The following is a 13,872-nucleotide window of genomic DNA, read 5'->3' as shown; positions in this document are numbered from 1 at the left end:
ATTATTGTTTTTCCAGCAGCCACTGCCGTGGGCCGGGAGTGAACTGGGGCACCTCGTCTGCCTGCGCAGTGTTCACCGCCTGGAAGATTTCCAGCTTCTTGCCCTTGCGCACGAAGATCCACGGGTTGCCCTGGCCGTTCAACTGCAGCCAGATGCTGTCGTAGCCGCCGCTCATGGAGGCGCAGTCGCCCGCCAGGCACAGCGAATATTGATCAACGCCAGGCAGGCCGGCAACTTTGCCGTTAGCCTGGAACTGCACAATGGCGCCGTCGCCGTTGCCGTCTTTGATCTTCCAGTCGCCGCCCAGGTAAGCCGCATACAACGCGCGCTCGAAATTGGCACCCAATGGCGCACCTTCCGGGGCCGGGTCCTTGGCACGGGCGAACAGCTGCTCTGGCTCGTTATCGTTGGCCACTTGCAGCAGTTGTTTGCCTTTGCGCTTGAGTTCGGTGGCTGAGCTGCCGTAGAACTCGACGCTCCAGGCGCCGGATTTCTCACCGAGCAACTTGCCTTCAGCTACTTCAAAACCGTTGTAGTAGCGAGCCTGTGACGCCTTCGGGTTGACCTCCCATTCGAGGTTCGGGCCAAAGGTTTGCAGGGCTTCACGCAAAGGGCCGCCCTTGGCTGCCGCATCGATGGCGGCCTGGTTGACCCAGGTGCCGCTCACATCGCGGTCGGCGGGGTTGCTGGCGCAGCCGCCGAGGAACAGGGCAAGCGTTGATAAGGCTACAAGCGCTTTGCGCATTACGAAATCCTTCTAAAACGAAGTCGGCGCAACCTGGAAAGGCTGCGCCGGGTGTTTTACTCGATGACCAGAATCGCGTCCATTTCAACCTGCGCGCCCTTTGGCAGGGCGGCAACGCCGATAGCGGCGCGGGCTGGGTACGGTTGTTCGAAGTACTTGCCCATAATCTCGTTGACCTTGGCGAAGTGGCTCAGGTCGGTGAGGAAGATGTTCAGCTTGACGATGTCTTTGAACGAGCCACCGGCAGCTTCTGCAACCGACTTGAGGTTTTCGAAGACCTGTACGGTCTGTGCTTCAAAACCTTCAACCAGTTCCATGGTTTTTGGGTCCAGCGGGATCTGGCCGGACATGTAGACGGTGTTGCCCGCCTTGATCGCCTGGGAATAAGTACCGATAGCGGCCGGGGCTTTTTCACTGGTGATAACTGTCTTGGTCATGTGTGACTCCTTGTAAGAGGTTTATTAGGCACGCATACGGGTGATGCGGATGACCCCGGTCAAGGCGCGCAGTTTCTTGATCACGCGGGCCAGGTGCACGCGGTCGTGTACGCTGACCACCAGTTGGACCACGCTGATGCGACCATCGCGTTCGTCCATACTGATTTTCTCGATATTGCCGTCGGCCGCGTTGACGCTGCTGGCCAGCAGGGCGATCAGGCCGCGCTGATGCTCCAGCTCCACACGCAACTCGACGTTGAATTCGCCGGTGACATCCTTGGCCCACGAGAGCTGGATGCATTTTTCCGGGTTGTGACGGATTTCGGTGATATTGCGGCAGTTGTCCAAGTGCACGACCATGCCTTTGCCCGCCGAGAGGTGGCCGACAATCGGGTCGCCCGGGATCGGCGTGCAGCACTTGGCATAGCTGAGCACCAGGCCCTCGGTGCCGCGAATCGCCAGCGGGCCTTCGGGGCTTGGCAATTGTTCGCCTTCGCCAAGCAGACGGCGGGCGACGACATAGGCCATGCGGTTGCCCAGGCCGATGTCTTCCAGCAGGTCTTCAACGGTTTCCTGGCGATACTCGTGGAGCATCGCTTGCACGCGCTCGGCCGGGACCTTGTCCAGAGAGCTGTCGAAGCCGTTAAGCACCTTGTTCAGCAGGCGTTCGCCCAGGCTGATGGATTCGGAGCGGCGCTGCAGTTTCAGGGCGTGACGAATGTGCGTGCGCGCCTTGCCCGTGACCACAAAGTTAAGCCACGCCGGGTTCGGGCGCGCGCCAGGTGCGCTGACGATCTCCACCGTGGAGCCGCTTTGCAGCGGTTCCGACAGCGGGGCCAGTCGACGATTGATCCGACAGGCTATGCAGCTATTACCCACGTCGGTGTGCACCGCGTAAGCAAAGTCGACCGCCGTGGAGCCTTTGGGCAGCTCCATGATCCGGCCCTTGGGCGTGAACACGTAGACCTCGTCCGGGAACAGGTCGATCTTCACGCTTTCGATGAATTCCAGGGAGTTGCCGGCACGTTGCTGCATTTCCAGCACGCCTTTGACCCACTGGCGGGCGCGGGCATGGGTGCCTTTTGGCTGTTCGTCGCCGCTGGATTTGTACAGCCAGTGTGCGGCGATGCCGTTGTTGGCCATTTCTTCCATTTCGCGGGTGCGGATCTGGATCTCGATCGGCACCCCGTGCATACCAAACAGCGTGGTATGCAGCGACTGATAGCCGTTGGCCTTGGGAATGGCGATGTAATCCTTGAAACGCCCCGGCAGGGGTTTGTACAAATTATGCACAGCGCCGAGCACGCGGTAGCAAGTGTCGACCTTGTCGACGATGATCCGGAACGCATACACGTCCATGATCTCGTTGAAGGCCCGGCGCTTGCCGCGCATCTTCTTGTAGATGCCGTAGATGTGCTTCTGCCGCCCGCTGACTTCGCCCTCGATCTCATCGATCGCCAGGCAATGGCTCAGGGACTCTTCGATCTTGTTGACGATTTCCTTGCGGTTGCCCCGAGCGCGTTTGACCGCCTGGTAGATGCGCGCTGAACGCATCGGGTGCATGGCTTTAAAGCCGAGGTCTTCGAATTCGATACGAATGGCGTGCATGCCCAGCCGGTTGGCGATGGGCGCGTAGATTTCCAGGGTTTCCTTGGCGATGCGCCGGCGTTTTTCGCCGGACAGCACTTCCAGCGTGCGCATGTTGTGCAGCCGGTCGGCCAGCTTGACCAGAATCACCCGAATGTCACGGGCCATGGCCATGGCCATTTTCTGGAAGTTTTCTGCCTGGGCTTCGGCCTTGGTCTCGAAGTTCATCTGGGTCAGTTTGCTGACCCCATCGACCAGTTCAGCCACGGTTTCGCCAAATTGCGCGCTGAGCGCTTCCTTGGCGATGCCGGTGTCTTCGATCACGTCATGCAGCATCGCGGCCATCAGGCTTTGATGGTCCATGTGCATGTCGGCCAGAATATTTGCCACCGCAAGAGGATGCGTGACATACGCCTCACCGCTACGTCGGCGTTGGCCGTCGTGGGCTTGTTCGGCGTAGAAATACGCTCGGCGGACCAGGTTGACCTGGTCTGGGCCGAGGTAGGCCGATAAGCGATCGGCGAGGGCGTCTATGCTCGGCAAAGTGTGAACTCCTGCCGTTGGCTGTGACCCCGCGCCGTGCTACGTCGACCAGGCATAGGCTTAGACGGCCTCGTTGGACTCGTCCTCGAACGCTGCAAACAGCGGTTCGTCTTCAACGATTTCGGCGTTGGCGATGAACTCGTAGCTCATCAGGCCTTCAGCGATTTCACGCAGTGCCACAACGGTAGGCTTGTCGTTTTCCCACTGGACCAGAGGCTCTTTGCCGCCGGTGGCCAGTTGACGGGCACGCTTGGTAGAGAGCATGACCAGCTCAAAGCGGTTATCCACGTGTTCTAGGCAGTCTTCAACGGTTACGCGGGCCATGGTATTCCTCGGAGCGAATGCAAGATGCGCGCTGCCCGGTTGGGCGAGCGGACTAAACAGTTTAAAAAATCACCAGCGTTAAGGGAAGCGCTGATTTTTCCCGCGCCCTCGAAAAACCGCTACAAGTGCCAATTTAAAGCCCTTGCAGCGGTTTTGGGAAGTGCCAATCAGCCCAGCAGTTCGGCGAGTAATTTGCCAAAACGCTGCTGTTGACGCTTTTGCTGGAGCTGATTGGTGCGGAAAATCGCCTTCAGATCATTCAGAGCATGGGTGAAATCGTCGTTAATGATCAGGTAGTCGTAGTCGACATAGTGGCTCATTTCGCTGACGGCTTCGCGCATGCGGCCTTCGATGATCTCGTCACTGTCCTGGCCGCGATTTTTCAGGCGCTGGTGCAAGGCTTCGAGCGACGGCGGCAGGATGAAGATCGAGCGCGCCTTGGGCATCAACTGGCGCACTTGCTCGGCGCCCTGCCAGTCGATTTCCAGGATCAGGTCGTGGCCTTCGTCCAGGGTCTGTTGCAAGTGACTTTGGGAGGTGCCGTAGAGGTTGCCGAACACTTCGGCGCGCTCAAGGAAGTCGCCGTGTTCGATCATCTTGACGAACTCGGTGCGCTCGACGAAGTGATAGTGCACCCCGTTCACTTCACCCGGGCGCATGGCGCGGGTGGTGTGGGAGACCGAAATGCGGATCTGCTCGTCAGCGTCGGTCAAGGCCTTGACCAGGCTGCTCTTGCCCGCGCCCGAAGGGGCGGAAATGATGTAAAGGGTGCCGGTGCTGTGGGTCATGGAGGTTGCCTTACTCAATATTCTGTACTTGTTCGCGCATCTGCTCGATCAACACTTTGAGGTTGACCGCCGCTGTGGTGCTGCGCGGGTCAAATGCCTTGGAGCCGAGTGTATTGGCTTCGCGGTTGAGTTCCTGCATCAGGAAGTCCAGGCGCCGACCGGCGGCACCGCCGGACTTGAGCACGCGGCGCACTTCAAGGAGGTGGGTGCTCAGGCGGTCGAGTTCTTCGGCCACGTCGCTTTTCTGCGCCAGCAGCACCATTTCCTGTTCCAGGCGCGTCGGGTCGAGGTCGGCCTTCATGTCGGTGAAGCGGTCGAGGACCTTCTGGCGCTGGGTCACGAGCATCTGCGGCACCAGCTCGCGCAGGGTCACCACGTCTTCCTCGATTGAGGTCAGGCGCTCGCTGATCAGGCGCGCCAGTTCGGCTCCTTCACGTTCGCGGCCAGCCTTGAGCTCCTTCAAGCCCTGGTTGAACAGGGCGAGGGCTTCGGCGTTAAGGGCTTGCGGGTCGGTGGCGTCGGCCACCAGCACGCCGGGCCAGGCCAGCACTTCCAGCGGGTTCAGCGCGGCGGGTTGCTTGATCAGGCCGGCGATGGTTTCGGCGGCGGCGACCAATTGCGCGGCGCGGTCGCGGTCAATTTGCAGCGGTTTGCCGGTGGTTTCTTCGGTGAAGCGCAACGTGCATTCCAGCTTGCCGCGGGAAATGCCCTGGCGCAGCGCTTCACGCACTGCGCCTTCGAGGTCGCGAAACGATTCCGGCAGGCGCAGGTGCGGCTCCAGGTAGCGGCTGTTGACCGAGCGCAATTCCCAGCTCAGGGTGCCCTGAACGCCGGCTTTTTCGACACGGGCAAAGGCGGTCATGCTGTGCACCATGGAAGTACCTCGCGATGCAGTCCCGCAAATACGGGCTGATAGATAAATTGAAGCCGACAGGCTGCGAAGGCGCAGGAGTGTAGCGCAGTGGGGCAAGCGCGCCCAAACAATGGGCGATAAGCTGAACATTCGTAACCGGATTTATTAGAAGTGCCCCGAAACGGTTCGCGGCTCTATAATGCTCGGCAGTTTTTGTCCTCAGTACAGGTATCCCCTATGAAACGTCCAAGTGGTCGCGCTGCCGATCAGCTCCGCTCGATCCGCATCACCCGCAACTACACCAAACACGCCGAGGGATCTGTACTGGTCGAGTTTGGCGATACCAAAGTCATCTGCACCGTCAGCGTCGAAAACGGCGTGCCGCGCTTCCTGAAAGGCCAGGGCCAGGGTTGGTTGACTGCCGAGTACGGCATGCTCCCGCGCGCCACCGGCGAGCGTAACCAGCGTGAAGCCAGCCGTGGCAAACAAGGCGGCCGCACCCTGGAAATCCAGCGCCTGATCGGCCGTTCCCTGCGCGCAGCGCTGGACATGTCCAAGCTGGGCGACGTGACCCTCTACGTCGACTGCGACGTGATCCAGGCAGACGGCGGCACCCGCACTGCATCCATCACCGGCGCCATGGTTGCCCTGGTTGATGCGCTCAAAGTGATCAAGAAGCGCGGCGGCCTCAAAGCTGGCGACCCGCTCAAGCAAATGATCGCCGCTGTGTCGGTGGGCATGTACCAGGGCGAGCCTGTGCTGGACCTGGACTACCTGGAAGACTCGGCCGCCGAGACCGACCTGAACGTCGTGATGACCAGCTCCGGTGGTTTCATCGAAGTGCAGGGCACTGCCGAAGGCGCACCGTTCCAGCCGGCTGACCTGAATGCCATGCTGGCCCTGGCCCAGAAAGGCATGACCGAAATCTTCGAACTGCAAACCGCCGCACTGGCTGACTGAATCGGACCGCAAGGAGAAGCGCCATGAGTGACAATCAACTGCCTGTGCCCACACCGTCCTACGAAGTGCGCCAAAGGGCAATGTTGTGCCATCTCGCGGCGTTTCTGGGTTTTGTGTTCCCCTTCGGCAGCGTCGTGGGGCCACTGATCCTGTGGCAGATGAAGAAGGAAGTAGACCCGTTCATTGATGACCAGGGTAAGGAAGCGTTGAATTTCCAGATCACCGTGGCCATCGCCTGGGTCGTTTGCATCGTGCTGGCCTTCGCGGTGATCGGGTTTTTCCTTATGACTGCCCTGGCCATCGGCAGCGTGGTACTGACGATCATTGGTTCGATCAAAGCCAATAAGGGCATCGCGTATCGCTATCCCCTGACCTGGCGACTGGTCAAATAATGAGCGCCCACAAAAAAACCGACAGCGATGTCGGTTTTTTTGTGCCTGGCAAAAGACCTTAGATGGTCAGTGTCCAGTCGTAGTCCACGATCAGCGGCGCGTGCTGCGAGAAGCGTGGCTGACGCGGCAAGCGTGCGCTGCGTACAAACCTGCGCAGGCCTGGAGTCAGCAACTGATAGTCGAAACGCCAGCCCAGGTTGAGCATCTCGGCCTGTTCGTTATCCGGCCACCAGCTGTACTGGTCGCCTTCACGGCTGACTTCGCGCAGGGCATCGACATAACCCATGTTGCCGACAATCTCGTCCATCCAGGCCCGTTCCGGCGCCAGGAAACCCGGTGATTGCTGGCTGTCGCGCCAGTTCTTGATATCCAGCTTTTGTTGCGCCACGTACAGCGAGCCACAGTAAATGTACTCGCGACGTTTACGCCGCTGTTTATCCAGGTAACGGGCGAAATCGTCCATTAGCTTGAACTTCTGGTTCAAGTCTTCATCGCCGTTCTGCCCCGAAGGGAGCAGCAAGGTCGCGATGCTGACCTTGTCGAAATCGGCTTGCAGGTAGCGCCCGTAGCGGTCGGCTGTCTCGAAGCCGAGGCCGCTGATGACCGCCTTGGGTTGCAACCGCGAATACAAAGCCACACCACCTTGGGTGGGTACTTCGGCATCGCAGGCATAAAGGAAGTAGCCATCCAGTTGGAAGGCTGGGTCGTCCAGTTCAAAGGCGGAGGCGCGGGTGTCCTGCAGGCAGATGACGTCGGCATTCTGTGCTTGCAGCCAACTGAGCAAACCACGCTCGACTGCAGCCTGAATACCATTGACGTTCACACTGATGATCCGCATAAATGGCCCCAAAAATCGCGTGCGTGTATGATACACGCCGTCTACCTAATTAGCTAAATCCGTGGTATCTGAGGCTTTTTTCATGCAGGCGTATCAACGCGATTTCATTCGTTTTGCCATCGATCGCGGCGTATTGCGCTTCGGTGAGTTCACCCTCAAATCAGGGCGCACCAGCCCGTACTTCTTCAATGCGGGCCTTTTCAACTCGGGTTCGGCCCTGGCTCAGCTGGGTCGTTTCTACGCAGCAGCCATCGTTGAAAGCGGTATTTCCTTCGACGTATTGTTCGGCCCAGCCTACAAGGGCATTCCTCTGGCGGCCGCGACTGCGGTGGCCCTGGCTGAACATCACGGTAAAGATTTGCCGTGGTGTTTCAACCGCAAAGAGGCCAAGGCCCATGGCGAAGGCGGCAGCCTGGTGGGCGCTCCGCTCACGGGTGATGTGCTGATCATCGACGACGTGATCACCGCCGGCACCGCCATTCGTGAAGTCATGCAGATCATCGCTTCCCAGGACGGCGCCAAGGCCGCAGGCGTGTTGATCGCGCTGAACCGCCAGGAGCGTGGCAACGGAGAGTTGTCGGCGATTCAGGAAGTGGAACGCGATTTCGGCATTCCGGTGGTGAGTATCGTGTCGTTGAACCAGGTGCTGCAGTTCCTGGAAGACGACCCGCAGCTTAAGCAGCATCTGCCGGCCGTGCGGGCGTACCGCGAGCAGTTCGGCGTCTAATTAAAAGGCCCTGTGAAAACAGGGCCTTTTTTGTGTGCAGTGTGCGATCCACGTCACGCCAAATTGAACATGAAAGTGGTCAGGGTCAGCAGCAAGCCGCTGACCGCGACGATGTCACTCTACGGCACTCGGGCTTAGCGTTTGGCATAGCAGTGCATATCAGTCTTCGCTGATCTCGGTTATCGGGAGGTATCGCTCGGGTACGGATCTTCGACGGCGTCACCTTGGCCGGTGAGGATATTCCAGCCCTTCAGGAGGTGCGTGCTTGCTTCGAAGTCTGGGCAGGGTGGAAGTGAAGTCTTCGACTGATTTCTGTATTGGCGTCCGCAATCTGCGCACTCATAAGTGCCTGCCGATACATCGCTGCCGTAGGGTGTGTGGGCTTTTTGCATGGGGAAGATCTCCTGTGGATTCAAGGAAGATCCTAAGCAGATGTATGCCGCGTAGATGTCGGATGACTCGATGATTGCGGTAGGGCATTTCCGGCAGGCATAAAAAAGACCGCAGATTTCTTCGATTCCTTCGGAGGTTTCGTACGTGGGTACGTGTTGCCGAAGGAACCGTCGAAAACTACGGTCTATTCAGGATTTCTACATCATGGACGCTTGCGGTTACTGATCAGCGTGCCCACACCGGTATCGGTGAAGATTTCCAGCAGGATCGCGTTCGGTACACGACCATCCAGGATCAACGAGCTACCCACGCCGCCTTGCACTGCTTCCAGCGCGCAACGGATCTTCGGCAGCATGCCGCCGTAGATGGTGCCGTCGGCGATCAGTTCGTCCACTTGTTGAGTGGTCAAGCCGGTCAGCACCTGGCCTTCCTTGTCCATCAAGCCGGCGATGTTGGTCAGCAGCATCAGCTTTTCAGCTTTCAGTGCCTCGGCAACCTTGCCGGCCACCAGGTCAGCGTTGATGTTGTAGGACTCACCGTTTGCGCCCACGCCGATGGGCGCGATCACCGGGATGAAATCGCCTTTGACCAGCAGGTTCAGCAAGTCGGTGTTGATGCCGATTACTTCGCCCACTTGGCCGATGTCGATGATTTCAGGCTGAGTCATTTCCGGCGTCTGCCGAGTTACGGTCAGTTTTTTCGCACGGATCAGCTCCGCGTCCTTGCCGGTCAGGCCAATGGCGCTGCCGCCGTGGCGGTTGATCAGGTTGACGATGTCTTTGTTGACCTGGCCGCCGAGGACCATCTCCACCACGTCCATGGTCTGCGCGTCAGTCACGCGCATGCCATCGATGAAGTGACTCTCGATCGACAAGCGTTTGAGCAGGTCGCCGATTTGCGGGCCGCCACCGTGTACCACCACCGGGTTGATCCCGACGGCTTTCATTAACACGATGTCGCGGGCAAAGCCGGTTTTCAGCTCGTCGCTTTCCATGGCATTGCCGCCGTACTTGATCACCAGCGTCTTGCCGACGTAGCGTCGGATGTAAGGCAACGCTTCGGAAAGGACCTTGGCAGTGTTGGCAGCGGCTTCGCGTTCGAGGGTCATTCAGGGCTCCGGTAAAAGATCAGAACGGTAATTGGAGATCAGGGGCAACACGTTTCAACTGGGCGTGGAACACGTCCTTGATGCGCTGCAACTCAGCCTCGGTATCCGCCTCGAAACGCAGCACCAGCACCGGTGTGGTGTTGGACGCGCGAACCAGGCCCCAGCCTTTGGCGTAATCGACTCGCACACCATCAATGGTGGTCAGGTTGGCGCCTTCGCCCCATTGCGCATCGTGCAGTGCGTCAATGATGCTGAATTTGCTCTCCTCGGTCACATGGATATTTATCTCTGGCGTAGAAATATCATTCGGGAAGGTCTGAAACAGCTCTTCGGCAGTCGATTTTTCCTTGCTGAGGATTTCCAGCAAGCGCGCGGCGCTGTAAATGCCGTCGTCAAAACCGAACCAGCGCTCCTTGAAGAACACATGGCCGCTCATTTCGCCGGCCAACAGCGCGCCGGTTTCCTTCATTTTCTTTTTGATCAACGAGTGACCGGTCTTCCACATTAGCGGACGACCGCCGTATTCCTTGATCAGCGGCGTGAGGCGACGGGTGCACTTCACGTCGAAGATGATTTCGGCATTGGGGTTGCGCGCCACCACGTCGCGAGCGAACAACATCAGCAGGCGGTCCGGGAACACGATCTCGCCGGTTTCAGTCACCACGCCTACACGGTCGCCATCACCGTCGAAGGCCAGGCCGACGTCGGCGCCGGTTTCCTTGACCTTGGCGATCAGGTCCACCAGGTTTTCAGGTTTGCCCGGATCCGGATGATGGTTGGGGAAGTTGCCGTCGACCTCGCAGAACAGCGGGATCACTTCGCAGTTCAGGGCTTCTAGCAGTTGCGGGGCGATCACGCCGGCCGCGCCGTTGCCGCAATCCACTACCACTTTCAGGCGGCGGGCGAGTTTGATGTCGCCGGTGATTTGATCCGAGTAGCGCTGAAGAATGTCGACTTTGGTGATGCTGCCTTCGCCACTGGTCAGGTCGTTGGTTTTGAGGCGCGTGTGCAGGGCCTGAATCTGTTCGTTGGCCAGCGTGTCGCCAGCGATGACGATCTTGAAGCCGTTGTAGTCCGACGGGTTGTGACTGCCGGTCAACATCACCCCGGATTTGCCGGCCAGCACGTTGGCTGCGTAGTACAGCGCAGGGGTCGGCACCAGGCCGACGTCGCTGACATGGCAGCCGCTGTCGGCCAAGCCCTGAATCAGTTGCTCTACCAACTCCGGGCCGGACAAGCGGCCGTCGCGGCCTACCGAGACGTTTGGCTCACCCTGGGCCAGGCTTTGGGCACCGATGGCGCGACCAATCCAGTAGGCGGTTTCGGCGGTCAGGGTCTTGGGCACAACGCCACGAATGTCGTAGGCGCGGAAGATGCTGTCGGGGAATGTCGGGGCTACTCGGGCTGCGGTACTCATCGCGGGGGGGAACTCCATTTGAAAGGGGCAAAGCTGGCCTGAATGCGGCTGACCGGCGGGCTCAAACTGAAGGGTATGACGGCGTTTTCGGCAGAGAGTTCGTGGTGCACAAGTGCCATCGGCGTGCTGGCTCCGCCTTGGCTGTCGCGTAATGCATTGATTCCACTGGGGAAATCTCGCTGATTAGATCCGCGCATTCTTCATCCTGAAAAGCCATGCGGTGGCATTGGGCCGGACAACAGCGTCCGGCTTGCTTCAGCTTAGTCAGTGGCTGCCAGAATGCCCAAAACCACCTGCGCCGCGTTGTGTTTCGTCGAACTCTTGCACCAATTCGAAGTGCGCCTGCACCACTGGAACCAGTACCAGTTGGGCGATGCGCTCGCCAATGGCGATGTTGAATGCGGTTTGGCCACGGTTCCAGCACGACACCATCAGTTCGCCCTGGTAGTCGGAGTCGATCAGACCGACGAGGTTGCCCAGCACGATGCCGTGTTTGTGGCCAAGGCCGGAGCGCGGCAGGATCAGCGCCGCGAGGCCCGGGTCGCCGACGTAGATCGACAGCCCTGTAGGAATCAGGATGGTCTGGCCCGGCTCAAGGACGGTGTCTTGCTTGAGCATGGCGCGCAGGTCGAGGCCGGCGGAGCCAGGCGTGGCGTAGGCCGGCAGCGGGAATTCGGTGCCGATGCGGGGGTCGAGGATCTTGGCTTGCAAAGCGTGCATGGAAATTAAACCTGGTTCAGCCGTTGGGCGATAAAAGAGATCAGTTGGCGGGCAATCTTGCCCTTGCTGGTCTGGGCAAAAAGGGTGGCGTGCAGGTCGCGGTCAATCACGCTGCAGGCGTTTTCCTCGCTGTTGAAGCCGATGCTCGGGTTGGCGACATCATTGGCAACGATCAGGTCGAGGTTTTTGTCTTTCAATTTGCGTGCGGCGTAGTCCAGCAGGTGCTCGGTTTCGGCAGCAAAGCCGACGCTGAACGGGCGGTCCGGACGCGTGGCGATGGTTGCCAGAATGTCCGGGTTGCGCACCATTTGCAGGAGCAGGCCGTCGCCGCTTGTAGGGTCTTTCTTCAGTTTTTGCGGGGCGACGACTTCTGGGCGGTAATCCGCAACCGCTGCCGAGGCGATAAACAGGTCGCATGGAATCGCGGCTTCACAGGCCGCCAGCATGTCCCGGGCGCTGACTACGTCGATGCGCGTGACGCGATCAGGGGTCGGCAAATGCACCGGGCCGGTGATCAGGGTCACTCGTGCGCCTGCCTCAACCGCCGCTTCCGCCAAGGCAAAGCCCATTTTTCCTGAGCTATGGTTGGTGATGTAGCGCACCGGGTCGATGTTTTCCTGAGTCGGGCCGGCAGTGATCAGCACGTGCTTGCCGGTCAAAGCCAAGTGCTGGAAACAGTCGGCGGCGCACTGCGCAAGGTCGGTGGCTTCCAGCATGCGGCCCATGCCGACGTCGCCGCAGGCCTGGCTGCCGGACGCCGGGCCGAACACCTTGAGGCCACGGCTTTGCAGGAGTTGGGTGTTGGCCTGGGTGGCCGGGTCGCGCCACATGGCCTGGTTCATGGCCGGGGCGATGGCGACTGTGGCGTCGGTGGCCAGTACCAATGTGGTCAGCAGGTCATTGGCAATGCCTTGGGCGAGGCGGGCGATCAGGTCGGCGGTGGCCGGGGCGATCAGCACCAGGTCGGCCCATTTGGCCAGTTCGATGTGGCCCATGGCTGCCTCGGCTGCCGGGTCCAGCAGGTCCAGGTGAACCGGGTGGCCGGACAAGGCCTGCATGGTCAGCGGCGTAATGAATTCACTGCCGCCACGGGTCATGACCACGCGCACTTCGGCACCCTGGTCCAGGAGCCTGCGAACCAGTTCTGCGCTCTTGTAGGCGGCAATGCCGCCGCCGACGCCGAGAACGATGCGTTTCCGATACAGACGCTGCATTGGTTTGCCTTTCCAGTTCAGTGATGCCAGTTCAGTGACGCCTGCGACGCCCCCTCCCCAGGGGAAATGGCAGGCAAAAAAGAGGGCTTACGATAACACAGCGTCCGTTCAGCAACAGCGGCGCACACGGATGGAAGGGGAGTGCGATGAGTATTCGCGATTGGCCTGTGGCGGAACGTCCACGGGAGAAACTGTTGGAATGGGGCGCGGCGAGCCTGTCTGACGCCGAGCTGTTGGCGATCTTCCTGCGGACTGGGGTTGCCGGGCGCAGCGCGGTCGACCTGGCGCGTCATCTGTTGGCGCAATTTGGTGGCCTGCGCCCGTTGCTGGAGGCCAGTCAGACGCTGTTCAGCCAGCATTTGGGCCTGGGCCCGGCGAAGTTTGCGCAGTTGCAGGCGGTGCTGGAAATGTCGCGGCGGCACATGGCCGAACGGCTGCGTGCGGACTCTGTACTGGAAAGCCCGTTGGCCGTGCGTGACTACCTCAAAGCGTTGTTGCGCCATGAGCCCCACGAGATTTTCGGCTGCCTGTTTCTTGACTCAAAACACCGTGTGCTGGGTTTCGAGGCGTTATTCGAGGGCACCATCGACACGGCGATCGTGTATCCACGACAGGTGGTCAAGCGCGCCCTGGCGTACAACGCGGCGGCGTTGATCCTGTGTCACAACCACCCTTCCGGGAGCGTGGAGCCGAGTGCGGCTGATCGAAAGTTAACCAAGATGCTGCAAAAGGCCCTGGAGGTCGTAGACGTGCGCGTGCTCGATCACATCATCGTGGGCGACGGTGACCCGCTGTCGATGGCGGAATTTGGCTGGATCTAGCCCCG

Annotated in this window: 14 protein-coding genes and 1 pseudogene; 4 read left to right on the top strand and 11 right to left on the bottom strand. The window is 59.9% G+C overall.

Annotated features, from left to right (window positions below; translation table 11 throughout):
* Nucleotide 1: 1 nt before the first annotated feature.
* The 6 genes from Q7C20_RS03875 to Q7C20_RS03850 form a co-directional block, all read right to left on the bottom strand.
* Complete coding sequence (locus Q7C20_RS03875) at nt 2-745, bottom strand: hypothetical protein (RefSeq protein ID WP_375065567.1); 744 nt, start codon at nt 743-745, stop codon at nt 2-4.
* A gap of 56 nt (nt 746-801) precedes the next feature.
* Nucleotides 802-1,182 carry a RidA family protein gene (locus tag Q7C20_RS03870; RefSeq protein WP_339471072.1) on the bottom strand — a complete coding sequence of 127 codons (381 nt, stop codon included), beginning with the start codon at nt 1,180-1,182 and terminating at the stop codon, nt 802-804.
* A 24-nt stretch (nt 1,183-1,206) separates the two neighbouring features.
* Nucleotides 1,207-3,312: a bifunctional GTP diphosphokinase/guanosine-3',5'-bis pyrophosphate 3'-pyrophosphohydrolase gene (spoT, locus tag Q7C20_RS03865; RefSeq protein WP_375065564.1), complete on the bottom strand. Its 2,106-nt coding sequence runs from the start codon at nt 3,310-3,312 to the stop codon at nt 1,207-1,209.
* Between the two features lie 60 nt (nt 3,313-3,372).
* On the bottom strand, nt 3,373-3,636 hold the full coding sequence (gene rpoZ / locus Q7C20_RS03860) for a DNA-directed RNA polymerase subunit omega (protein WP_003176920.1): 264 nt from the start codon (nt 3,634-3,636) through the stop codon (nt 3,373-3,375).
* Between the two features lie 167 nt (nt 3,637-3,803).
* The gene (gene gmk, locus Q7C20_RS03855; RefSeq protein WP_348061780.1) at nt 3,804-4,424 is read right to left on the bottom strand and encodes a guanylate kinase; all 621 of its coding nucleotides are present in this window, start codon (nt 4,422-4,424) and stop codon (nt 3,804-3,806) included.
* A 10-nt stretch (nt 4,425-4,434) separates the two neighbouring features.
* Nucleotides 4,435-5,298 carry a YicC/YloC family endoribonuclease gene (locus Q7C20_RS03850; RefSeq protein WP_375065560.1) on the bottom strand — a complete coding sequence of 288 codons (864 nt, stop codon included), beginning with the start codon at nt 5,296-5,298 and terminating at the stop codon, nt 4,435-4,437.
* A gap of 216 nt (nt 5,299-5,514) precedes the next feature.
* On the opposite strand from Q7C20_RS03850, the gene rph reads away from it, so the two are divergent.
* Both rph and Q7C20_RS03840 read left to right on the top strand, forming a co-directional pair.
* A complete protein-coding gene (gene rph / locus Q7C20_RS03845) occupies nt 5,515-6,237 on the top strand; it encodes a ribonuclease PH (RefSeq protein WP_375065558.1) in 723 nt (240 codons plus the stop codon).
* A 23-nt stretch (nt 6,238-6,260) separates the two neighbouring features.
* Nucleotides 6,261-6,629: a DUF4870 domain-containing protein gene (locus Q7C20_RS03840; protein ID WP_375065556.1), complete on the top strand. Its 369-nt coding sequence runs from the start codon at nt 6,261-6,263 to the stop codon at nt 6,627-6,629.
* A 58-nt stretch (nt 6,630-6,687) separates the two neighbouring features.
* On the opposite strand, the gene Q7C20_RS03835 is transcribed toward Q7C20_RS03840, so the two are convergent.
* Entirely contained in the window at nt 6,688-7,467 is a 780-nt protein-coding gene (locus Q7C20_RS03835; protein ID WP_003195493.1) for an exodeoxyribonuclease III, read from the bottom strand.
* 82 nt (nt 7,468-7,549) lie between these two features.
* Here Q7C20_RS03835 and pyrE point away from each other — a divergent pair, with 82 nt between their 5' ends.
* Nucleotides 7,550-8,194, top strand: a complete 645-nt coding sequence (gene pyrE, locus Q7C20_RS03830) for an orotate phosphoribosyltransferase (protein WP_071485192.1) — start codon at nt 7,550-7,552, stop codon at nt 8,192-8,194.
* 595 nt (nt 8,195-8,789) lie between these two features.
* Here pyrE and argB read toward each other — a convergent pair.
* The 4 genes and pseudogenes from argB to coaBC form a co-directional block, all read right to left on the bottom strand.
* Nucleotides 8,790-9,695 (bottom strand): acetylglutamate kinase, encoded by a 906-nt coding sequence (gene argB / locus Q7C20_RS03825; RefSeq protein ID WP_065893973.1) that lies wholly within the window; start codon nt 9,693-9,695, stop codon nt 8,790-8,792.
* Nucleotides 9,696-9,714: 19 nt separating this feature from the next.
* Nucleotides 9,715-11,130, bottom strand: a pseudogene (locus Q7C20_RS03820) (phosphomannomutase/phosphoglucomutase); the annotation flags it as partial.
* Between the two features lie 246 nt (nt 11,131-11,376).
* Entirely contained in the window at nt 11,377-11,832 is a 456-nt protein-coding gene (dut, locus tag Q7C20_RS03815) for a dUTP diphosphatase (protein ID WP_348061775.1), read from the bottom strand.
* A gap of 5 nt (nt 11,833-11,837) precedes the next feature.
* On the bottom strand, nt 11,838-13,046 hold the full coding sequence (coaBC, locus tag Q7C20_RS03810) for a bifunctional phosphopantothenoylcysteine decarboxylase/phosphopantothenate--cysteine ligase CoaBC (protein WP_375065551.1): 1,209 nt from the start codon (nt 13,044-13,046) through the stop codon (nt 11,838-11,840).
* 146 nt (nt 13,047-13,192) lie between these two features.
* Here coaBC and radC point away from each other — a divergent pair, with 146 nt between their 5' ends.
* The gene (gene radC / locus Q7C20_RS03805; protein ID WP_348060551.1) at nt 13,193-13,867 is read left to right on the top strand and encodes a DNA repair protein RadC; all 675 of its coding nucleotides are present in this window, start codon (nt 13,193-13,195) and stop codon (nt 13,865-13,867) included.
* Nucleotides 13,868-13,872: the final 5 nt, after the last annotated feature.

Origin of the sequence: Pseudomonas sp. AMR01 (assembly GCF_041946035.1) — a bacterium.
Lineage (GTDB): Bacteria > Pseudomonadota > Gammaproteobacteria > Pseudomonadales > Pseudomonadaceae > Aquipseudomonas > Aquipseudomonas antarctica_B.
The sequence above is the reverse complement of the archived record's forward strand: the minus strand, read 5'-3'. Positions and strand labels throughout refer to the sequence as shown.